Raw genomic sequence first — 23,706 nt, forward strand, 5'->3', positions numbered from 1 at the left:
AGGGTTTGGTAAAATCAAACTTAACAAAGAACCCTGTTAAAACCTAAAATAACCAAGGATAAGGTGATTGTGCGATAGCGTTGAATTATGAATTTATATAGCTTATTATTTCTGGAAGAATCAACGTAACTTGCAAGAAAGAAGAATAACATGGATTTAAATCTTGCGGTACTTATTGATGGTGATAATATTCCCTCAGCATATGTAAAAGAAATGATGGAGGAAATTGCTAAATATGGCAACCCTACCATAAAACGAATTTATGGCGACTGGACCAATCCACGTTTGGGTAAATGGAAAAATGTCCTACTGGAAAATGCCATTACCCCAATACAGCAATACGGGTACACTCAAGGTAAGAATGCCACGGATTCTGCTATGATTATTGATGCTATGGATATTTTGTATTCTGGCAAAGTAAACGGTTTCTGTCTTGTGAGTAGTGATAGTGATTTTACCCGTTTGGCAACTCGTTTACGGGAAGCCGGTATGCAAGTTTTTGGTATAGGAGAGAAGAAAACTCCAAATCCGTTTATCGTAGCTTGTGATAAGTTTATTTATATAGAAATCCTTAAGAAGGAAGATGAGGAGGAAGAGAATGCCGTGAGCAATAAAACCGCAAAAGTTGCTAAGAACAATGTAGATAGGATTACGGCCAAGGATATTAGGCTAATAGCTTCAACAATAGATGATGTGGCCGATGATGATGGTTGGGCCTTTCTGGGCGATGTAGGGAGTCTTTTGCAGAAAAAACAACCTAATTTTGATTCTAGGAACTACGGTTTTCAAAAACTTACCCCGCTTATAAATTCAATAAAATCAATTGAGGTAGACCGGCGCGAGGATTCTAAAGGGCGCAAAAAATTGGTGTACGTTAAAATGGCGGAAAAGCCAAAATCCCGTTCTACAAAATAATAAGGGTCTTATGTTCGTTTTAAATAGATGGTCTCATTTTTCAATGAAAAATGTACCGGAAATTAGTACGAATTAATTTGTTGAATACATGAAAACTTTCAAAAAGAATTCATCCGCCTTATTTGCAGCTTTTTTAATGAGTGTAACATTTAGTAGCGCCATAGATACCCCGGTCATAAATGTTGATGTAGAAGATTATAAGGCCTCAAAACCTGCCGAAAGTGAGTTGCTGGGAAGTTGGGAATACGCTGCCGAAAATGCACCGGATAAGTACAAAGTAGGAGCGCTTTCTATCTTTCATGAAAATGGAGAAAATAATGTCTTCGTTCAATTAGATGAAAGGGAAATCTTAGGAACAAAAGTTAATTTGGTAGGCAATACCATCAGTTTTGAAGTAACCTTGGAAGGAACTGTTTTTGCCGTTAAGCTTACAGCCAAGGGTGAGGCTCTAACGGGTACGTACACCTCTGCGGACGGTACGTTTCAAATAAAAGGTGCACGTGTAAAAATCATGTAAGACCAGAATTGGGGAAAAACACTTTTTTTCTCAAAAGTTAGTAGTAAGGGAGTAGTACAATATTTATGTACTTTTGGAAAGCTTCAAATTCTCTTACTATGAAAAAAATACTTCCTTTATTAGTACTCTTCCTTACGGGTTGTGAATACCTGAAGGAAAAAGTAGATTTGGTTATTGTGAACGCAAATGTCTACACGGTAGACGCCGAGTTTTCTAAAGCGGAAGCCTTTGCCGTTCATAAAGGTAAATTTATTGCAGTAGGTACTACCGAAGAAATTAGGGATAAATATACCTCGAACCAGTTGGTAGATGCAGATGGCCGTACTATAACCCCAGGACTTATTGATGCCCATTGCCATTTCTTCGGCTTGGGACTTAAACAACAAACGGTAGACCTGGTAGGTGCCAAAAGCTTTGAGGAAGTTCTGGAACGTGTTCAGGCTTTTCAAAGCGAGAATCCTAAAGAATTCATATTGGGAGATGGTTGGGACCAGAATGATTGGGAGGTAAAAGAATATCCCACCCGTAAAGAATTAGATCAACTTTTTCCGGATACCCCAGTGGTCTTAAGTCGCATTGATGGTCATGCGTTGTTAGTTAATAAAGCTGCTTTGGATTTGGCGGGTATCGATTGGAGTACAAAAGTAGAGGGAGGAGAAATTGTAAAAGGTGCAATGGGTATTACCGGAGTATTGGTAGACAACCCAATGGATTTGGTGTATTCTAAAATTCCAATGCCAGACTTGGATGCTCAAGTGAAGGCATTAAAAGATGCAGAAAGAATTTGTTTGAATAATGGATTAACTACCGTTGATGATGCAGGATTAAATCGTGCTACTATAGAGCTAATAGATAGTTTGCAACAAACCGGAGAACTTTCGATTAAGGTATATGCCATGGTGAGTAATAATCCAGAAGACGTAGACTATTTTATCTATAAAGGGCCTATAAAAACCGAAAGACTAAACGTACGTTCCGTTAAGGTGTATGGAGACGGGGCACTTGGTTCTCGCGGAGCGGCTTTAAAAAAACCTTATTCTGATAAATGGGGGCATTATGGCGCCATGGTTACACCTATAGATGAAATAGAGGATTTGGCGCGGCGTTTGGCAATTTCGGAATATCAAATGAATACTCATGCCATTGGCGATTCTGCCAATGCAGTGGTACTAAGAACTTACGAAGAAGTATTAAAGGACAGGCCCGATCGCCGTTGGAGGGTAGAACATGCCCAGATTATAGATTCGTTGGACTTTGATTATTTTGCGAATGGGGTAATACCTTCTGTGCAGCCTACTCATGCTACGAGTGATATGTATTGGGCCGAAGACCGTTTAGGAGAGGACCGTGTGAAAGGAGCGTACGCATTTAAAAAGCTTTTGGATAAGGCAGGAACACTTGCTTTAGGTACAGATTTTCCGGTAGAACAGGTAAGTCCGTTTTTAACATTTTATGCTGCAGTAACCAGAAAGGATGTTGAGGGCTACCCTGAAGGCGGTTTTCAAATGCAGGATGCACTCACGCGCGAAGAAGCGTTAAAGGGCATGACTATTTGGGCGGCGTATTCTAATTTTGAAGAAGATGAGAAGGGTAGTATAGAGGCTGGGAAGTTTGCGGATTTTGTTATCTATGATAAGGATATGATGACGGTTCCCGTTGCTGAGATTCCAACCATTATGGCAGAACAAACCTTTATAAACGGTAAGACAAGATAGTGGGCAAGAGTTCATAAAATAAAAAAAACCGAAGCCCTAAAGCTTCGGTTTTTCTAATTATAGATTTCAGGATAAATTACATTTTTGCAGCGGTAATAGGAACGGCAATTCTTGTTTTGTCCCATCCCATAACCATTTTAAATCCAGCGCCATCTTCTTTGAAAGCAATAGAAAATTCCTCTAATGAATTGGAATCTTCTGAACTTGGTACGTTTACACGTGCAACATTTGCGCTTTCATCATAAGAATAAGCACCCCACTGGTTAAGATTTTTGTTCAATACTACGGTCCATTCACTTTTACCTGGAATAGTAAAGATAGAATAGGTTCCGGCTTTAATTTCTTTACCACCAAAATTTACGTCTGAATAGAATGTAATCTCAGCGGCTTCATTGGCACCGGTACGCCATACTTTTCCTGCCGGAGCCAGTTCGGATAGCGAACGACCTTTTAATTGTGGGCGACTATAAATAATACGAGCGGTTTTTGTAGATACCTTGTAATCGGTAGGGAATGCGGCCATATCCATAGGGCTTTTATCCAACCCGCTAAATTTCTGGGCTAATGCATCTGTAGAAAAGGTCATGGCAAAGGCCATTAAAGCAATAAAAAGTACTTTTTTCATAATTGTGTTTGTTTTGCTATAAAACTAATTAGTATTCAATGTAAAATCTACTAAAAAGTCGTTAATTTTTATACTACTTACAGAACGTATTATTTTTAATGAAAAAAAACAAAAATAACAATATATTGATGTTTTTAAATTGTTTTATATTTCGATATGAAATCAATAAAGACATTTGTGTTTTATAATTGAAAGTTTAGTTGCAATTTTGATTTCAAATTAGAAATAAACAAAGAGTTATGTGTGGAATTGTATGTGCATTTGATTTAAAAGAAAGTTCAGATGTTTTAAGACCCCAATTATTGGAGATGTCTAAGAAAATACGTCACCGTGGTCCGGATTGGAGTGGTATCTATGCCGATGAAAAAGCCATCTTAGCGCATGAGCGTTTGGCTATTGTTGATCCAGCTTCCGGAACCCAGCCGTTGTACAGTGAGGATAAAAAATTGGTTTTGGCCGCAAACGGCGAAATCTATAACCATAGAGAGTTACGCAAGCAATTTGAAGGAAAATATAATTTCCAGACCGAATCTGATTGCGAAGTTATTTTGGCCCTTTACCAAGAAAAAGGAGCTGGTTTTTTGGATGAGATGAACGGTATTTTTGGTTTTGCTATATATGATACGGAGAACGATTCTTATTTTGTGGCACGTGACCATATGGGTATTATACCTTTATATGTAGGATGGGATCAAAACGGGACGTTCTATGTAGCTTCTGAATTGAAGGCTTTGGAAGGAACCTGTACAAAAATTCAACTTTTTCCTCCAGGACACTATTTGAGCAGTGAAGATGGCGAGTTCAAAAAATGGTATTCTAGAGATTGGATGGAGTACGATGCCGTGAAGGAAAACGAAACGAGCATAAAGGAAATTAAAGAGGCGTTGGAAGCTGCCGTACACCGTCAGTTAATGTCAGATGTACCTTATGGTGTATTGCTTTCAGGAGGTTTGGATTCTTCCGTTACATCGGCGATAGCAAAAAAATATGCACAAAAACGTATAGAGTCAGGTGATACTACAGATGCTTGGTGGCCTCAGTTACACTCTTTCTCGGTAGGTCTTGAAGGTTCTCCTGATTTAGCGGCCGCTCAAAAGGTGGCAGACCATATTGGTACGGTACATCATGAAATTAAGTTTACCATTCAAGAAGGTTTAGATGCTATTAAGGATGTGGTTTACAACTTAGAAACGTATGATATAACTACCATTAGAGCTTCCACCCCTATGTACCTTATGGCAAGGGTAATTAAGTCTATGGGTATTAAAATGGTACTTTCCGGAGAAGGTGCAGATGAACTTTTTGGAGGATATCTATACTTTCATAAAGCACCTAACGATAAGGAATTTCATGAAGAGACTGTTCGTAAGTTGAGCAAGTTGCATATGTACGATTGTTTACGTGCCAATAAGTCCTTGGCGGCTTGGGGTATTGAAGGTCGTGTGCCGTTCTTGGATAAAGAATTTATGGATGTGGCTATGCGCATCAACCCAAAAGATAAAATGATCAATGGGGAGCGTATGGAGAAATGGGTAGTGCGTAAAGCATTTGAAGATATGTTGCCCGAAAGCGTAGCATGGAGACAGAAAGAACAATTTTCCGATGGTGTAGGATACAGCTGGATTGATACTTTAAAGGAGATTGTAAATGAAGAAGTATCTGATGAGCAATTGGCAAACGCAAAATTCCGTTTCCCAATTCAAACACCAACATCAAAAGAAGAATTTTACTATCGTTCTATATTTGAATCTCATTTCCCATCGGATGCTGCAGCATTATGTGTGCCTCAAGAAGCATCGGTTGCTTGTAGTACGCAAATAGCTTTGGAGTGGGATGAGGCGTTCAAGAACATGAACGATCCATCTGGTAGAGCCGTGGCAAACGTTCACGATGACGCCTATTAGAAGTATTTAACCATTCTTTTATAGAATTAGCTAAGAAATGACCTGTTGTGCAATAGAAGCCAACAGGTTTTTTCGTTTGTGCCTTAGATGGAAGGAGATGCTTTTGAGTTTCTATAAATCATAAAAGTTGTTTTGGTATTGCCATTCTGTTTTTTGAAAGCAGAGGTTTTATAAGTTGAAATTGAGTGATTTAGGAGTTGGTTATGTGTAGATTTCCTATGTTGCCCTGTAGTTGTAATTTTCCACAATTTTTGTTGATAACTTAGAGGTATCACTATTCTCAAAACCCTATATTCCATGGGGTTTTGCGTATATTTGTGAGATTGCCAAAAATTAAGTCTAACAACTAGTTAATTTTATGAGCGAAGAAGCAAATAAAGAAGAAAACAAAAAACAATATTCAGCGGACAGTATCCAGGCCCTTGAGGGTATGGAACACGTACGTATGCGCCCTTCCATGTATATTGGAGATGTTGGTGTAAGAGGTCTTCACCACTTGGTGTACGAGGTGGTGGATAACTCCATAGATGAGGCTATGGGTGGTTATTGTGATACGATCAGTGTTACGATAAACGAGGATAACTCCATAACTACACAAGATAACGGTAGGGGTATTCCTGTAGACTTACATAAAAAAGAAGGTATATCCGCTCTAGAAGTGGTTATGACCAAAATTGGTGCCGGTGGTAAGTTTGATAAGGATTCCTATAAGGTTTCCGGTGGACTTCACGGGGTTGGTGTTTCTTGTGTGAACGCACTTTCAAATCACCTAAAAGCTACCGTTTACCGCGATGGTAAAATTTGGGAGCAGGAGTACGAAAGAGGTAAATCTCTTTATCCTGTAAAAAGTGTAGGGGAGACCGATAAGCGGGGAACCGTGGTGACCTTTATACCGGATGATACAATTTTTAAGCAAACTACGGAGTATAGTTATGAGACTTTATCCAATCGTATGCGTGAGCTTTCCTTTTTGAACAAAGGGGTAAGCATTACTATTACGGATAAACGTCAAAAAGACGAAAATGGGGAGTTTGTTAGTGAACGTTTTTATTCCGATCAAGGATTAAAAGAGTTTGTTAAGTTCCTTGATGGAAACCGTGAGCCACTAATCCAGAATGTAATTTCTATGGAAGGCGAGAAAAACGATATTCCTGTTGAGGTTGCAATGATTTATAATACGAGCTATACGGAAAACCTGCACTCGTACGTAAACAATATTAATACGCATGAAGGGGGGACACACCTTTCCGGTTTTAGGAGAGGGCTTACAACTACCTTGAAAAAGTATGCCGATGCTTCTGGTATGCTTGAAAAATTGAAATTTGAGGTTCAGGGAGATGACTTTAGAGAAGGTCTAACGGCCATTGTTTCCGTTAAAGTTGCAGAACCACAATTTGAAGGACAGACCAAAACCAAATTGGGTAACCGTGAGGTTTCTTCTGCAGTTTCACAGGCAGTTTCAGAAATGTTGTCGGATTATTTGGAGGAACATCCGGATGATGCCAAGATCATAGTTCAGAAAGTAATTCTTGCCGCTCAAGCACGTCATGCCGCTACTAAGGCCCGTGAAATGGTTCAGCGTAAAACCGTAATGAGCATTGGTGGTCTTCCTGGGAAATTGTCGGATTGTTCGGAGCAGGATCCTGCACAATGTGAAGTTTTCCTTGTTGAGGGTGATTCTGCGGGTGGTACGGCCAAGATGGGCCGTGACCGTAAGTTTCAGGCAATTCTTCCGTTGCGAGGTAAGATTTTGAACGTGGAGAAAGCTATGCAACACAAGGTTTTTGAAAACGAGGAAATTAAAAACATCTATACGGCCTTAGGGGTTACCATTGGTACCGAAGAGGATAGTAAAGCTTTGAACTTGGAAAAGTTGCGTTATCATAAAGTAGTGATCATGTGTGATGCCGATGTTGATGGTAGCCATATAGAGACACTTATTTTAACCTTCTTCTTTAGATATATGCGCGAGCTTATTGAAAGCGGGCACGTTTATATAGCCACACCACCGTTATATTTGGTGAAAAAAGGATCTAAAAAACGTTACGCTTGGTCAGATAAGGAACGTGATGAAATCGCGGATAGCTATAGTGGTGGCGTTAGTATACAACGTTACAAAGGTCTGGGTGAGATGAATGCCGAGCAGTTGTGGGATACCACCATGAACCCGGAATTCAGAACATTACGTCAGATACAGATAGATAATGCTACCGAAACGGATCGGGTATTCTCTATGTTAATGGGTGATGAAGTACCGCCACGAAGAGAATTTATAGAGAAGAATGCTGTTTATGCGAACATTGATGCATAACAATTAGCTTTTTTACAACAAATATTCGTCCGCCACTTGGCGGACGAACTATTTTAGGGGGATACAATAATTCAAAACCCCTATTATGAAAGTACAATTAGTATCAATGGTTTTATTTATGTCCAGCGTAGTTTGCTTTGGACAGGAGAATCTAAAAGAAAGAGAAAAACAGGCGGCCTTTGATCCGGCCTACACATCTTATTCTAGAAAAAAACCAGCCTACGTTACGCTTAAAGATGGAGCCAAGATAGAGGCGGACATCAAAGATGTTGACCGTAAAAAAGGTCAGATCAATGAAATTAAATTCATTAAGCCAGATGGTAAAAAGCTACGTGTAAAGGCAGAAGAAATTGTAGATCTGTATATGGCTCCTTCTGGGCTTGAAAAATTGAACAATCAGAGTAATTTCTTGAACGATGCTACCAAATGGGGTAAAACCGATGCTTCAAAATATATGAACAAAGGCTATACCATGTACACCAATCAAATGGTTTCCTTAAAAAACAAAAAGAAGGAAGCGGAATATTTGATGCAGGTTATCAATCCAAAATTCAGTCAGGTTATTCAAGTGTATTCTGATCCATGGGCTAAGCAGACCGCTAGTTTTGGAGTTGGAGGTATGAAGTTGGCGGGAGGAATCGCTAAGTCGTATTATATTAAAAAAGGTGATGAAAAAGTGCTGTGGTTGACCAAGAAAGACTTTGATGAGCATTTTGAATCTTTGTTTATGGATAACGAAAAATTCAAAGCTAAGTACGGAGGGGAGAAATTTAAATGGAGTCTGTTAGGCGTATACATTTTGGATTACACAGAGTTTGTTCTGGAAGATAACATGTAGTATACTACATAGATCAACTCATAATTTTAAAAAGGCCGCAATCATACTGATTGCGGCCTTTTTGTTTTAAGTTGTCAATTATTTAAATATTTAATAATCTGTAAGCCAACTTCCTCTGGTTTAAAATGTTCTTTATTTACCACATAATATAAAACCAGAGCACATTGGATTTTTCAGTTGTAGTTATGTATTTGGGCTTCATCTTGGCCGCTTACTCCGTAGTAGGAAACGATACCATACAGACATTGGGTACTTTTTTAAGTTCTAACGAGCGGAAAAAATGGTGGGTTCTGTGGTTGTTTGCGGGCGGTATTTTGGCGGCGACCTTAATTTTTGGATACGTAACCCACGGTGGGGATGTTTCTTATGGGAGATTGGCAAAGTATCCCATGCCCCAACCGTTTGCTTGGTATTATTTATTGCCTCCCATTATCCTTATGTTGTTAACACGAACAGGTATTCCTGTGAGTACATCATTTTTGATTCTTACTTTCTTCAACGAGAAAAATTTGAGCAGTATGGTCATTAAATCGCTCTCTGGCTACGGAGTGGCGTTTGCAGCGGCTATTGTGCTCTATTTGGCTATATCCAGATTGGTGGAAAAACGGTTCATAGAACGGTCTATAACAGCAAAGGAGGAAAGGCTCTGGACAATCTTGCAATGGTGTTCTACCGGTTTTTTATGGTCACAGTGGCTTATTCAGGATTTTGCTAATATTTACGTTTATTTGCCACGCGAATTGGATGTTTATTCAATGATTTTCTCCTTGGTGGTTATTTTGGGCTTATTGGCCTTTATCATTGCGTCCAAAGGTGGGGCAATTCAAAGTATAATCAAATCAAAGACAAATACGGTAGACATTAGATCTGCAACGATCATAGATTTCGTCTACGGTATTGTGCTCTTTTATTTCAAAGAAATGAATAACGTACCTATGAGCACCACATGGGTCTTTATTGGTATTCTGGCAGGTCGTGAAATAGCGTTGAACTATATGTTAAGGAAAAACGAGCCCAGGGCAAAAATGTTTAAATCGTTGGGTATGGATTTAGTAAAGGTGGTTATAGGTCTTGTTGTTAGTATCGTCTTGGTATTCGCTGTAAAATATTTGGCAACGTCTATTTAATTTTATTTAAAATGAAGCTTGGGTTTGTGTTTATGTCTGTCTTTTTACTGTGTAGCAATGCTATTGCGCAAGATGAGGATGAAAGAAAGGGCATAAATATAGCTGACTTGGTAGAGATGTCCGGAGATTGGTTTATTGCTTACCGAGACGGAATAAAACAGGTTCAGGCAGACGAGACCGTACCTGTTGAAAATGAGCATACAAGTAGTTTTGTTTTAAAGCGAAGTTATTTTACGCTAAAGAAAGAACTGAATGATGTTTTTTCGGTTAGGTATACTATGGATCTTACTATAGATACGGAAGGCGATGATGCGGGTAATGTTGAAACACGCTTAAAGTACCTTTACCTAATGACCAAGCCTAGAATTAATAGTAAGGTGTTTACCGGTACCGGAATAGAGGTAGGAATGGTACATAGGCCTTGGTTGGACTATGAGCAAAAAATAAACACCTATAGAGTTCAGGATAACATGTTTATAGAGCGAAACAGGATATTCAACTCTGCAGATTTTGGTGTAACGGTTACGGGTAACATAGGGCCTAAAATGGATGAGGAATTCCTGAAAAACGTAAACGGTGTTATGAAAGGTAAATATGCCAGTTATTCATTGGGAATATATAATGGAGGGGGCTATTCCGGAATAGAAAATAATAATAATAAAGTGGTGGCCGGTCGTTTAACTGTACGCCCTTTGGCCAATAGGTTGCCGCAATTGCAATTAAGTGGTTATTTTAATAGAGGGAAAGGAAACAGTGAGTTTTCTCCGGATTTTAATCAGGTTTTAGGTTTTTTGGCCTTTACGGAGAAGCAGTTTAGAATAACGGCTCAATTTCATGATGGTGTGGGGGATTTTAGAGCCAGATATGTAGATGCGGAAGACCCATCGCATGCTTTGGCCAATCATGGGTATAGCTTCTTTGGTGAGTATAAATTTGGCAAATCCCCTTTTTCCATTTGGGGGCGTTTTGATGAATTTACAGTAGAGGAGATAAATGAAGAGACCCAGCGCGTCATTGGAGGGTTTACATATAAGGTGAATAAAATGATTCGGCTCATTTTAAATACCGAACATACCACGGTAGATGGTAATACAGAAGATATCTACGAACTTAACCTAGAAATATCATTTTAAAAACAATAGCTATGGAGAGTATACTTTTTCCCACAGATTTTTCCGAAGTTTCAATGAATGCCTTTTTGTATGCTGTTGACTATGCAAAAAAAACAGAAAAGAAAATCATTGTTTTTCATGCGTATAATTTAGAAACCGAAACTTCGGAGGTAGAGCAAGCGTTGTACGAAAAACTGGATATTCAGAATTTCAGGAATAAAAAAGAAACCTTTCCGCCTTTTGAAAAAATACTCAGAGAAAGGCAAATAGATAGCCTAAAGGTTAAATACGTGGTTCGTGAAGGAAATTTTATAGAAACGTTTACCCATTATATTGATAAAAGGGAAGATAAGATTGATCTTGTAGTGATGGGGACACAAATTAGCAAGAGTGGCCTTTTTCAGTTGTTTACGGAGACCAGTACATTAAAGATCCTGGATGAAATTAATAAACCCGTTATTGTAGTTCCGGGCAACGCAAAGTTTGATGGCAACTTAGATAATATTCTTTTTTTGGTAGATTATCATGAAGATGAGAAAGAACCTTTGGAAGATTTAATAAATGAATCTAAAGGGTTTAACGCAAAACTTCATGTAGTTCATTTTGATTTGGCTCATGGAGATTCCATTGTGCCGCTAATGGATAGGTTCAAGGCTTCTCTAAAGAATTTTGACATAAGTAACGTTACGTTTGAAACTATAGATTCCATAGACATTAAAAAGTCGCTATTAGACTACTGTATTCAGCATGAGATAGATATTGTTTGTCTGATCAACCATAAGCGTAATTTTTATCAAAGATTGTTTACCTATAGTTTAACCGAGGATTTAATAAGGAATATTAATACACCCGTAATGGCCATTTATAGGGATTGATTTGTGAAAGAAATATTCACCAGCTCGTTAAAGAAAACGGGTTAATGAGAATTTGTTCTATTTTAAAACCCCATATTCAATAAAGAATATGGGGTTTAGCGTATTTGAAACCTAGTAAAATTTTTACTCCCGTAAGGCCATGGTGTTGCCTTGTGAGTCGGATAGAATACTTCCTTCCGTAGACGCTTTCATGGAGACAATTTCGTCTGCCATATCGGTTCCGGGGTATGATATTATGTAAGTGTCATTCTCATGACTCCATGTAAAATCGGTTTTAAAAGTAATTTTCCCATTATTCTTTTGATGGTATCTTCCTAAATAGGCATCGTTAAATATCCATTCTTTACGGATGGTACTCCCTCCTTTGGATGTCTGACTTGCTGCTGTTACTTCTACGTCTGACCAAATGCCGATAACGGGGTCATTGTTTTCGGGAATTTCGGTACAGTTGCTTACCAGTACTATGGCAATTATCGCTAAAAATGAAAAGACTTTTTTCATTGTCGTAGGTTTTAGTTGATTGGGGGTTTTCTTTAAATTAGAACGCCTGTTTTTAAATTCCTATTGCTACAATTCGATGTACGGCAACAAATCCCTTTTATCTTCGTTAAAGCGCAATTTTTTTTAACAGGAGTGTATTTCAACGAGTAGTTTATCGGTTAAATTTCTCCCATTTAACCCAATTTTCACCGTAGTTTTCCTTTCAGATTGTTTATTTTTGGGAACCCTTTTCAAAAAAATGATTTTTAATAAGAACAAAGCTTGCCAGGTTAAGTAGGGCCGAGTAAGATTTATTAAGGTCAAAAAAGGGCGTTTTTTTAAGAAAAGTCTTTAATAACAAATAAATAATAACAAATGAAAGTTACCGTAGTAGGGGCAGGAGCAGTAGGAGCAAGCTGTGCCGAGTATATTGCCATAAAGAATTTTGCATCTGAGGTAGTCTTGTTGGATATCAAAGAAGGTTATGCCGAAGGGAAAGCCATGGACTTGATGCAAACTGCATCATTGAACGGCTTTGATACTAAGATAACAGGTGTAACCAATGATTACTCTAAAACTGCTAATAGTGATATTGCCGTAATTACTTCTGGTATTCCAAGAAAACCGGGTATGACCCGTGAGGAGTTAATAGGTATTAATGCGGGTATCGTAAAAACGGTATCGGCTAGTCTTGTAGAGCACTCGCCAAATGTAACCCTTATCATAGTAAGTAACCCAATGGATACTATGACGTATTTAGTGCACAAAACTACAAGTTTGCCTAAGCATAAGATTATAGGTATGGGCGGTGCTTTGGATAGTGCACGTTTTAAGTACCGTTTGGCCGAAGCTCTTGAGGCTCCAATATCAGAATGTAGATGGTATGGTAATAGGTGGCCATAGTGATACCGGTATGGTACCTTTAACATCTCATGCTACAAGAAACAGTATTCGAGTATCGGAATTTTTATCGGAGGACCGCTTAGAGCAAGTGGCTGCAGATACTAAAGTAGGTGGTGCTACACTAACTAAATTATTGGGAACAAGTGCATGGTACGCGCCAGGTGCTGCGGTTTCAGGTTTGGTGCAAGCTATCGCTTGCGATCAGAAAAAGATTTTCCCATGTTCTACTTTACTAGAAGGTGAGTATGATTTAAACGATATCTGTATAGGTGTTCCGGTTGTTTTAGGTAAAAACGGAATCGAAAAAATAGTTGATATTCCACTTAGCGATGCCGAAAAAGCTAAAATGCAAGAAAGCGCTGCAGGAGTGAAAAAGACCAACGGTCTACTAGAATTATAGTAGTTGGTTCAATAATAAATAAGAACATCTGTTCCGGAAATATTTCTGGGGCAGATGTTTCCGTTTTACAATAACTCCAAATATATTGCCAATTCCTATGGGAAAATCATATATTTGCACGCTGTTATAAAAAGCACGCAATTAATTCACATAACCAATGCAGAATAAAGGACTTATTAAGCTTTTTGCCCTACTCTTTGGGCTAGTAAGTATCTACCAACTATCCTATACTTTTATAGGTGGTAAAGTAGAAAACGAAGCTAAATCGTATGCGGAAAGCCGTATTTCAGAGGCAGAAGAGAACTACGTTTCTAAACGTGAAGAATTAGAGACTAGGTATTTAGACTCCATAGGAGACAATTCTATTTTAGGTTTTACAAATTATAATGAAGCCAAAAAGAAAGAATTGAACAAAGGTCTTGACCTTAAGGGTGGTATTAACGTTACCCTTCAGATTTCCGTAAAGGATATCTTAAAAGGATTGGCCAATAATACCAAAAACCCTGTTTTTAATAAAGCCTTGGCAGATGCCGATGCCGCTTCAAAAAATAGCGATGACACGTATATAGAGCTTTTTTTTAATGCTTTTGATGAAATAAAAGGAGATACTAAACTAGCTTCTCCGGATATTTTTGCTAATAAAGGCCTTAGTGGAGAAATTAATTTTCAGATGTCAGATGATGAGGTTAAGCCTATCATCCGTACAAAAATTGACGAATCCATTGTTTCTGCTTTTGAAGTACTTCGTGAGCGTATAGATGGTTTTGGTGTAACACAGCCAAATATCCAACGTGAAGGTAACTCAGGCCGTATCTTGGTTGAATTGCCAGGAGCAAGGGATATTGCCCGTGCGCAGAGCCTATTGTCAAGTACCGCTCAATTGGAGTTCTGGGAAACTTATGAGCCTAATAATCCTGAATTACAAGGTTTCTTTTTTCAGGCCAATGAAAAGTTGAAGTCGCTTGTAGATATGGGTGATGATGAAGAGCCGGTAAAGAAAGAGTCGGAATTGGATTCTTTGCTTTCTGATGTATCTACAGATTCATTGGATATTGCCGGACAGAGGAACCCATTGTTTGATAAATTTCAATTAGGGGCTCCTAGTTATGCAGTTGGTGTTGCAGCTGTTCAAGATACTGCGGAGATAGGTTCTTACCTAAGAATGAAAGAAGTTAAGAGATTGCTTCCTGCAAGTATGCAGTTCGTGAAATTCTTATGGGAGAGACCATCTGAAGGTTCGGAGATAGCTGAGCTTTATGCATTAAAATCTAATCGTGACAATACACCAAGAATTAGTGGTGATGTTGTTAGTGATGCTCGTGACGAGTTTGTAAACGGTAAACCTGCCGTAACCATGAGCATGAATACCAAAGGAGCTAAGGAATGGGAAAAGCTTACTGGTGATGCTTATAATAATAGAACTGGTATTGCTATTGTACTTGATAATAAAGTGTACACTGCTCCAGGGGTTTCGTCGGGACCTATTTCCGGTGGACGTTCAGAGATTACCGGTACTTTCACGGTCAACGAAACAAAAGATATTTCAAACGTATTGCGTGCGGGTAAATTACCGGCGTCCGCAGAAATCATTCAATCAGAAGTTGTAGGTCCATCTTTGGGACAAGAAGCTATTGATAGTGGTTTTATGTCGTTTATGATCGCTATGGCCATTGTATTGGTCTGGATGATTTTCTATTATGGTAAAGCAGGTGCTTTCGCAGATGTTGCGTTGCTGTTGAATATTCTTTTGATATTTGGGGTGTTGACCAGCTTAAGTGCTGTTTTAACTTTGCCAGGTATTGCAGGTATCGTTCTAACCATTGGTATGTCCGTAGATGCGAACGTACTTATTTTTGAACGTATAAAGGAAGAATTAGCAAAAGGAAAAGGAAAATCATTAGCGGTAGCGGATGGTTTTAGTAATGCGCTTTCGTCTATTCTTGATGCGAATATAACAACAGGTCTTACGGCGATTATTCTCTTTATTTTTGGGTCGGGTCCTATTAAAGGTTTCGCAACAACCTTACTTATAGGTATTGTAACGTCTTTATTTACTGCAATCTTTATTACACGGCTATTGGTAGATTGGTATATTGAAGGAAAAGGTCGTTCGTTGGATTTCTCAACAGCACTTACAAAGAACCTTTTCAAAAATGTAAATATCAATTTTCTTTCAAAAAGAAAGTTTGCCTATATACTATCTGCAATTTTAGTAGGTATAGGTGTTTTCTCTTTAGCAACCAACGGATTGCAACAAGGGGTTGATTTTATAGGAGGACGCTCATATCAAGTTCGTTTTGAGCAGTCTGTTAATCCATCTGAGATAGCTTCCGAGCTAAATGATGTATTTGGTAGTGGAACTAACGTAAAAACGTTTGGAGATGCCAACCAGATCAAGATTACTACGCCATATAAGGTAGATGTAGAAGGTATAGAGGTTGATAATGAGATTCAGAACAAATTATATACCTCGTTACAGAAATACCTTCCAGACGGTATTAGTGAAGAAAACTTTAAAGCAGGAGGTTCAGGCGATAAATCAATAGGTATATTACAATCTGTTAAGGTTGGACCTACCATTGCGGATGATATTAAGAACAACGCGTTCTTGGCAATTTTAGGATCGCTTGCAGTGGTATTCTTGTATATATTGTTCCGTTTCCGTAAATGGCAATTCTCTTTAGGTGCTGTAGTGGCGGTTTTCCATGATGTTATGATTGTATTGGGAATATTCTCTTTGTTCGGTACTATTATGCCGTTCAACATGGAAATAGATCAGGCTTTTATAGCGGCAATACTTACGGTAATCGGATACTCATTGAACGATACCGTGGTTGTTTTTGACCGTATTCGTGAGATAATTGGCGAGCGTGGTTGGCGCGGTGGTGAAAACATCAACTTGGCACTTAACAGTACATTAAGCCGTACATTAAATACGTCTTTAACAACATTTGTGGTATTGCTGGCTATCTTTATTTTTGGAGGGGAATCGTTAAGAGGATTTATGTTTGCTATGATAGTGGGTGTTGTAGTAGGAACTTACTCATCTCTATTTATTGCAACCCCGGTAATGTTCGATACCTTGAACAAGTCTTCTAGAGCTGGTGACCTAATAAAGGATACAGCTAAACAAGAAACTGAGGAAGTAAAATAAATTTCTCTATATTTGAAGAGTTAAGAACTAACTAACTCAATTAATTACAAAAAGCCGTTTGCATTTGCAAACGGCTTTTTTTTGTCCGGTGTTTTTGGGCTTAAAAAAAACGACTGTCGTTTAGGAGGACAATACTTTTCCAGTTGAGCCCGTATCGGATTTTTCTAGTTGATAGATGAACTCAGCTTCAAGGCCAGGTTCTTTTCTATGGGATACAAAAATAACGGTAGTATTGCTTTGAGAGGCAAATTTGTTGACCAAGGCTACAAAAAGAGCTGCGCTGTCATCATCCAGTCCTGCTGTGGGTTCGTCAAGAATAAGCAATGGAGGGTGTTTTATCATGGCTCTTGCACACATAATCAGTCGTTTCTGCCCCATGGAAAGGTCATGAAAAAGTTTATCTTTCATACCCCATAGGCCAATAAGTTGAAGCCATTCTTTTGCCAACCTCAATTGTGCTTCGGTAGGATGTATGTACAGTCCAACGGAGTCATAGAATCCGGAAATAATCATATGACTAACCGAATGATAGCCTGTAAATTTATCCGTCATTGAAGGCGTAAAATAGCCTATTCGTTTTTTTATTTCCCATACGCTTTCTCCGGTACCTTTTTTACGGCCAAAAATATAGAGTTCTTGGCCATAACCCTTAGGGTTTTCACCAGTTATCATAGAAAGTATGGTTGTCTTTCCACTGCCGTTTCTACCTCTTAATTCCCAAAACTCACCTCTTTTAATATGCCAGGAGATATCACGTAGAATAGGCTTTTCATTGTAGGATACGCCTACGCCTTTTAATTCTATTAATGTCTCTCCTTCAAATTCATAAATGTGTATAGGTTGGGGGATGTCATTTTTAAACAGTTCCTTTTTGGTCTGATTGGAAAAACCATCTGGCGTACCTGTGGCAACTAAATCTTTACCCTCTAGCTTGTAAAACGTGTTCGCAAAGGGCATTACATCTGCTTTGCGACTTAATATTTGTACCATGGGGGTATGAACCGAAACTTTCTGAAGTGTATTCTTCAGGTCTTCTTGGGCGTCGGTGTCCAGATTATCAAATGGGTTGTCCAGAACAATAAAATCTGGCTGGCTGCTAAGGATATATTTTAATAACGCTTTTTTTTGCTCCCCGCTAGACATTGATTTTAAACTTTGTTTGGTATCTGATGTAATAACCTTGCTATCATGGCGGTCTTCTCTGTCAATAAAGCGCTCAACGGCCAATTTGGACATTAGGGCACCCTTTAAGTTTTTCAGCTCATAAAAACCTTCGGGAAGTGGTCCTTGTAAAAGTGCTGTTATTAGTTCCCCTTTTTGTGAAGTATTCGCCGTAAACACGGCCCAATGTTTTGGTGTCATAAAAGAACTCTAAATATATGTACGGTATTGTTATGATATGTAGTGGTCTTGTCTAAATGCATATCATTGTTCAAATCCATTTTTTTTTGAGAAGATATGACGTTTGTATGAATTATAGAAATTATTAACCTGATAAGCTAGTGTTTCTGGACATAAGTTTTATAAGCAATTACATCTCGCTAGATTAACCTTGAAGTCAATATTAAGTAAGTGTAAATGTTCCTAACGCTTCGGTAATGATCATTGGGAGTGCGAAACGATTTGGATTTTCGCAACTACATCAGCTTCGCGGTCGTGTAATTAGAGTTGCTGATCAGAGTTTTTGTATCTTCTGACAAGTCACAAACTTTCTTTCGAAGCAAAAATCCGACTGCAGACCATGGTACAAACCAATGATGGTTTTGAGATTGCAGAAGTCGATTTAAAACTAAGGGGTCCAGGAGATATTATGGGAACCAAACAAAGTGGCTTGCTCAATTTAAAAATTGTAAAAGACAATGATATTTTAAAGACTGCCCGTTACCACGCCATGCAACTTTTAAAAGAAGACCCCTCGCTCGAAAAACCGGAAAACTTGGTTATAAGACATGCGTATTCTCAACTTGTGAGGTATAAGAATATTTGGAATTATATAAGTTGATTTTATCAAACAACAAAATGGGAGGAAGATTAACTGCCAGATAAATTATGCCCCTACAATTCCAAAAAAATTATGGGATACCTCCATTTTTTTCTACAGTAAAACCTTCCGCCCCTCCTTGATTATTAGTTATAGTAACTCTAGAATCCGAATCGCCAAATATTTCTCTATGATTGGATGAGAAAGTTACACTTCCACTTGGCGGCATTGTAAATTCATAAGAATCAATTTCGCTAAATTCGTCAGTATCATTTCGTCCGTTCCACGAAGTACTTGCTGAACCACCACCTCCTGATACAGTCGCATTTCCTTTACCAGCACCTTGTGACCTAAGTGTAACCATAACTCTTGACCCAGCTGGTGCTGTGTATACTCCGGTAGTTGAATTATATGTTATTGTTACTTGTGGAGCAGTTACATTTACTCTTCTAGTTTTCTGAGGTGCTGGATTTCCAGCTACATCACTCACATTATAGGTAACAGTATAGCTGCCGACTACACTCATATTCGGAAGACCTGAAACTACCACATTTGCTGTTATATCACCATCTATATTATCCGTTGCCGAATAGCCCGGATCAACATAGGTGCCTCCCCGCGTTTGGCTAACCGTTCCTCCGACCAAAGTAATTTCAGGAGCCGTTTCATCAAGAGCAGCTATTACATTTACCGTCCTTGTTTTTTGAGGTGCTGGATTACCTGCTTGGTCGCTAACATCATAAGTAACAGTGTAGCTATTCGCTACGTTCATATTCGGAAGACCTGAAACAATTACATTATCTGTAATATCCCCATCTACATCATCTATGGCGTAATAACCTAAATCTACATAAGTATCGCCCACCATAAGGTTCATGGTTCCCCCAAATAAATTTATTTCAGGATTCGTATCATCTACAGGGGACCTTACTTCAATGATTCTAGTTTTCTGAATTGCCGGATTACCTGCAATATCATTTACGTCATAGGTCACTACATAATCCCCTGGCACACCCGTATTTACTACACCCCCAACTATAACGCTTCCCGTGATGTCACCGTCCACATTGTCCGTTGCGGAATATCCGGGATCTACATAGGTGTCCCCTACGGTCAGGTTCACCTCGCCCCCGGTAAGGGCGATCACCGGCGGGGTCGTGTCGGGGGCGGCACTTACGTTTACCGTCCTGGTTACCTGTGTAGCCGCATTTCCCGCCGCGTCGCTCACGTTATAGGTGACCGTGTAGGTGCCGGCAACGTTCATATTTACAGCAGTGGCGTCGCTGATCACGTTTGCGGAAATATCACCGTCAACATTATCGGTTGCCGTAGCCCCAAGTTCGTTATAGGTTCCCCCCAAGGTCAGTTCCTGAGGATTTGATCCTGCCAGAGTAATTACGGGGGGCGTATCGTCAGGGCTTAACGTAACGTTTACTTGCCACGTTTTTTCATTGCCGTTCTCGGCCGTAACTACATATGTTACAGTGGAAGAAAAATCCTGAACGGTAGTTGTTGCCGGAGAAACACTGGCACTTGGGGATACGTTAAAAATACTTGGAGTTATATTCAATGGGACTCCCGTATCTACATTCACTGAAATAATATTGTTGTCCGTATCGATTGTCGAAGAATTTTGAAGTGGTAGTTCAAAGGCCACAATATCATTCTCCGCACTCCCCGTGGGCTGGGATACGGTCACGTTCACGGTCCAGACCTGCGGCGTTCCGTTTTCCGCGGTAACGGTATAGAGCACCTGTCCGCTAAAATCCTGTACGGCACCTATCGCGGGCAAGACCGTGGCCCCGGGCGAGACCCCTAGGACCTGTGGGGCGACGTTCAGGTCCGTTCCGTCGGGTACGTTCACCGTTACCGTATTGGTACCCGGGTCGATATCCGCACTGTTCTGGACCGGAAGCCCGAACGCGGTTATGTCGTTGGCCCCGCTCCCCGTAGGCGGCAATACGGTGGTATTGACCGTCCACTCCTGTGTATCGCCATTTTCCGCGGTGACCGTATAGGTAACGGCACCGGAAAAATCCTGAAGGACGGTCCTTGCCGGGGATACCGTGGCGTCCGCCGATATGTCCAGTACCGAAGGGGCACCGGTCAAGTCGGTACCATCGGGTACCGTAACGTTTATGGTAAATGTGGTAGCGTTTATGTCCGCGCCTGTCTGGCCGGGAAGTTCGAATGCCGTTATGGCGTTCTCCCCACTCCCCGTGGGCTGGGATACGGTCACGTTCACCGTCCATACCTGCGGCGTTCCCGTCTCGGGGGTCACCGTATAGGCAACGGCCCCGGAGAAGTCCCGGACCTGGCCGATGGCCGGTGCCACGCTCGCCCCTGGGGAGACCTCAAGTATTTCCGGGGCTATATTAAGGTCGGTTCCGTCGGGTACGTTGACGGTTATCGTATGGTTCCCGGTATCGATGTCGGAACCGTTCTGGCCCGGAAGTCCGAAGGCCGTGATATCGGTATCCCCCGCAACGGGCAGTACCAGTACCTTGGCCGTTACCGTCCAGACCTGCCCGGTACCGTTGCCGGATGTGACGGTATATTGCACAGGGGAAGTGAAATCGCGTACCTGCAAGAGGGCGGGTGATAGGGTGGCGCCTTCCGAGACTATCAACAGTACGGGGGCCACGTTCAGCGCCGTGCCCTCGGGAACGGTCACCGAAACGGTATGGGCCTGCGTATCTATGGTTGCCGTCTCTATCTGGCCGTTCAGCGCGAAGGCCTCTATATCGTTCGCCGATTGTAGCGATACCCCCGTGATCTCGACAAGGACGCTTCCGCTGACCTCCGGGTCGGAGACCGAGGTGGCCGTTATCGTGACCGTTCCCGCGGAAAGACCGGTCAAAAGACCGTTTTCGTCCACGGTCGCTATGGTATCGTCGGCAGAGGACCAGGTCACACTTGGGTCCGTCGCGTTCTCGGGGAGGACCGTTGCCGCCAGTTGGCGCTGCGCTCCCGTGGCACCGGGGTCCGCCTGTGAAACGGAAATGCCCGTTACCGGTACCCTGTCCGGGGGGATCACCTCTACGGTGACCGTATCGCTGGCATCGGGATTGGAAACGGAGGTTACGGTAACCTCCGCCGTGCCCAGCCCTACCGCGATACAGACATTGTTTTCGTCTATGAGAACGACATCGGGGTCACTGGAGACCACCGTTACCTCCTGATCGGTAGCATTGGGCGGGTCGAAGGTAAACGCAGGGGGTATCTCGTCCCCGAGCTTCATCTTGATCGTATCCTGGCTCGAAAGGGTTATCGATATCACCTCTATAAATTCCACCACGTTGAAGTCCACACCGGCCTCGATCTCCTGTCCGTTGCTGTCGCGCAGGGTGAAGACCAGTTGCTGCGGGCCTATCTCCGAAGGGGTGAAGACGAGCGGGTAGGTACCGGGGACGATAGGGCCGTATTCCCCCTTTGGGGCGTAACCGTTCTCCTCCGAGGGCCCCAGGCTTCCCGCGCCCGAACCGAGCCCGTATACGGCTTGGTAGCCGACCTCCAGATCGGTGTCCAGCCTTTCGAACACCAGCGAAACGTCCACCGGTTTTTCCAGTTCGAGCTCCGAGAGCTCGCTGGAGGCCTCCCAGACCACCGGTACATCGGAGAGCTCGTAGGAGACCTCTATATCCTGTGAGATCCCGAAGTTGTCCGCCCCGGTTATTTTTACCCTGTGCCCGCCGGTCTTTGAACCCATGTACACCAAGGGTGCGGAAAGGCCCTCGGATACGGGCCACCCCTTCCCGGGTTCCACGCGGTTGCCCTCCATGTCCTCGAAATGGCCCTCGCCGTCGAGTATCTCATAGGTGATGGTATATTCGTAGTTCTCCAGTACCTCCTCGGGAACGATGGTAAAGGTGCTGGGAAGCCCCTGGTTCACATAGCCCTCGGCGGTGTGCTGCTCGCTGAGCTCGAACTCCACCTCGGTGATGAGCCCTACCTCCTTGGTACAGGCAAGGGCCAACAAAAAAAGACAAAAAAAGGATATCGGGATCTTTATGTAGTTCTTCATTTTTCCAGTATGGGGACCAACGACTTTTTTTAACTATCCGTAAACAATAAAACTCTCGCTTTTAAAAGAAAGTCCTACAAGATATGCAATCCGTTCCAACCCTGCATAACCAAGGAACTTTTTTGATCGAAACTCTGGACCAAATGCAGGATTATTGGATAAGATGGAATTATTGGATATTGAATTTGTGATTACTTCACTTATGGCTATTATCCATAACATTCAGTAATTTTATTTGAATAGGTGAAAGCTTATGGAAAGAAAGGAGTGCTTTCAATTAACTCTTTAAAATTAGAAGTATTTGTGTCATAATAGGACTCTAAATATATGTACGGTATTGTTATGATATGTAGTGGTCTTGTCTAAATACATTCCGTTGGTTAGGGCTACCTTTTGAGATGGAATATTATCTACTTGAATTATAGAAATCAAGGAATCGGTTAATTGTGAGTGCTTAGTGTACGTTTTACATGCTAGAGCAGCTTCACTAGCATAACCCTGTCGCCAATATTTTGGTAGGATGGAATAGCCTATTTCCAATTCTTCAATACCGTCTACGGTTTGTTTAAGTAGGCCGCATAAACCAATAAATTCTCCAGTTGATTTTGAAATTAAGGCATTCATGCCGCCTAAATTGTTTTCATACCGCTCAAATATGTAATCAAATTGTTGCTGGCAGGCAATTTTTGGGTCCTTGGGTAATCCTTCCCAAAATTGGTTGGACCGCTTATCTTCATGAAAAGGTAGCCATAAGTCAAAATCAGATGGAATTACTTTTCGGAATAGCAGACGCTGGGTTTCTTTTCCTTCTAAAAGCAAATCCAT

The 23,706-nt window shown here is 40.9% G+C and carries 17 protein-coding genes and 2 pseudogenes; 13 read left to right on the forward strand and 6 right to left on the reverse strand.

The genetic code is table 11. The features are described 5' to 3' along the window. The first annotated feature begins 150 nt into the window (after positions 1-150). From SJY45_RS17740 to SJY45_RS17750, 3 genes are all read left to right on the forward strand, one after another. Entirely contained in the window at positions 151-915 is a 765-nt protein-coding gene (locus tag SJY45_RS17740) for an NYN domain-containing protein (RefSeq protein WP_215438243.1), read from the forward strand. 88 nt (positions 916-1,003) lie between these two features. Beyond that, positions 1,004-1,432 (forward strand): hypothetical protein, encoded by a 429-nt coding sequence (locus SJY45_RS17745; protein ID WP_400072471.1) that lies wholly within the window; start codon positions 1,004-1,006, stop codon positions 1,430-1,432. Between the two features lie 98 nt (positions 1,433-1,530). Beyond that, complete coding sequence (locus tag SJY45_RS17750) at positions 1,531-3,147, forward strand: amidohydrolase (protein WP_400072473.1); 1,617 nt, start codon at positions 1,531-1,533, stop codon at positions 3,145-3,147. A gap of 76 nt (positions 3,148-3,223) precedes the next feature. On the opposite strand, the gene SJY45_RS17755 is transcribed toward SJY45_RS17750, so the two are convergent. Then, positions 3,224-3,772: a DUF2911 domain-containing protein gene (locus SJY45_RS17755; RefSeq protein ID WP_400072475.1), complete on the reverse strand. Its 549-nt coding sequence runs from the start codon at positions 3,770-3,772 to the stop codon at positions 3,224-3,226. Between the two features lie 239 nt (positions 3,773-4,011). Between SJY45_RS17755 and asnB the strand changes: the two genes are divergently transcribed. The 6 genes from asnB to SJY45_RS17785 all read left to right on the forward strand — a co-directional run bounded on the left by asnB (position 4,012) and on the right by SJY45_RS17785 (position 11,939). Beyond that, the gene (asnB, locus tag SJY45_RS17760) at positions 4,012-5,676 is read left to right on the forward strand and encodes an asparagine synthase B (protein ID WP_215438239.1); all 1,665 of its coding nucleotides are present in this window, start codon (positions 4,012-4,014) and stop codon (positions 5,674-5,676) included. 358 nt (positions 5,677-6,034) lie between these two features. Continuing rightward, the gene (gene gyrB, locus SJY45_RS17765; RefSeq protein WP_215438238.1) at positions 6,035-7,987 is read left to right on the forward strand and encodes a DNA topoisomerase (ATP-hydrolyzing) subunit B; all 1,953 of its coding nucleotides are present in this window, start codon (positions 6,035-6,037) and stop codon (positions 7,985-7,987) included. 85 nt (positions 7,988-8,072) lie between these two features. Continuing rightward, entirely contained in the window at positions 8,073-8,825 is a 753-nt protein-coding gene (locus tag SJY45_RS17770) for a hypothetical protein (protein ID WP_289039247.1), read from the forward strand. A gap of 164 nt (positions 8,826-8,989) precedes the next feature. Beyond that, complete coding sequence (locus SJY45_RS17775) at positions 8,990-9,952, forward strand: hypothetical protein (protein ID WP_400072478.1); 963 nt, start codon at positions 8,990-8,992, stop codon at positions 9,950-9,952. Between the two features lie 32 nt (positions 9,953-9,984). After that, entirely contained in the window at positions 9,985-11,085 is a 1,101-nt protein-coding gene (locus SJY45_RS17780) for a hypothetical protein (protein ID WP_215438236.1), read from the forward strand. An 11-nt stretch (positions 11,086-11,096) separates the two neighbouring features. Continuing rightward, positions 11,097-11,939 (forward strand): universal stress protein, encoded by an 843-nt coding sequence (locus tag SJY45_RS17785; RefSeq protein WP_215438235.1) that lies wholly within the window; start codon positions 11,097-11,099, stop codon positions 11,937-11,939. A 123-nt stretch (positions 11,940-12,062) separates the two neighbouring features. Here the strand turns inward: SJY45_RS17785 and SJY45_RS17790 are convergent, their stop codons facing one another. Continuing rightward, positions 12,063-12,440, reverse strand: coding sequence for a hypothetical protein (locus tag SJY45_RS17790; RefSeq protein WP_215438234.1), 378 nt, complete (start codon positions 12,438-12,440; stop codon positions 12,063-12,065). A 354-nt stretch (positions 12,441-12,794) separates the two neighbouring features. Here SJY45_RS17790 and SJY45_RS17795 point away from each other — a divergent pair. Together SJY45_RS17795 and secDF are read left to right on the forward strand one after the other, a co-directional pair. Next, positions 12,795-13,722: pseudogene (locus tag SJY45_RS17795) on the forward strand (malate dehydrogenase). A 157-nt stretch (positions 13,723-13,879) separates the two neighbouring features. Then, positions 13,880-16,876, forward strand: coding sequence for a protein translocase subunit SecDF (gene secDF, locus SJY45_RS17800; RefSeq protein ID WP_400072480.1), 2,997 nt, complete (start codon positions 13,880-13,882; stop codon positions 16,874-16,876). A gap of 120 nt (positions 16,877-16,996) precedes the next feature. On the opposite strand, the gene SJY45_RS17805 is transcribed toward secDF, so the two are convergent. Then, positions 16,997-18,238, reverse strand: a complete 1,242-nt coding sequence (locus SJY45_RS17805) for an ATP-binding cassette domain-containing protein (protein WP_400072482.1) — start codon at positions 18,236-18,238, stop codon at positions 16,997-16,999. Between the two features lie 206 nt (positions 18,239-18,444). Between SJY45_RS17805 and SJY45_RS17810 the strand changes: the two are divergent. Continuing rightward, positions 18,445-18,878: pseudogene (locus tag SJY45_RS17810) on the forward strand (ATP-dependent DNA helicase RecG); the annotation flags it as partial. 70 nt (positions 18,879-18,948) lie between these two features. On the opposite strand, the gene SJY45_RS17815 reads toward SJY45_RS17810, so the two are convergent. Beyond that, entirely contained in the window at positions 18,949-21,894 is a 2,946-nt protein-coding gene (locus tag SJY45_RS17815) for an immunoglobulin-like domain-containing protein (protein WP_400072483.1), read from the reverse strand. Positions 21,895-22,647: 753 nt separating this feature from the next. On the opposite strand from SJY45_RS17815, the gene SJY45_RS17820 reads away from it, so the two are divergent. Beyond that, positions 22,648-22,914: a hypothetical protein gene (locus tag SJY45_RS17820; protein WP_400072485.1), complete on the forward strand. Its 267-nt coding sequence runs from the start codon at positions 22,648-22,650 to the stop codon at positions 22,912-22,914. Here the strand turns inward: SJY45_RS17820 and SJY45_RS17825 are convergent, their stop codons facing one another. Further along, a complete protein-coding gene (locus SJY45_RS17825; protein ID WP_400072487.1) occupies positions 22,915-23,103 on the reverse strand; it encodes a hypothetical protein in 189 nt (62 codons plus the stop codon). 84 nt (positions 23,104-23,187) lie between these two features. Next, a complete protein-coding gene (locus SJY45_RS17830) occupies positions 23,188-23,706 on the reverse strand; it encodes a GNAT family N-acetyltransferase (protein WP_400072489.1) in 519 nt (172 codons plus the stop codon).

The organism is Zobellia russellii (assembly GCF_044597075.1).
Taxonomy (GTDB): Bacteria; Bacteroidota; Bacteroidia; order Flavobacteriales; family Flavobacteriaceae; genus Zobellia; species Zobellia russellii.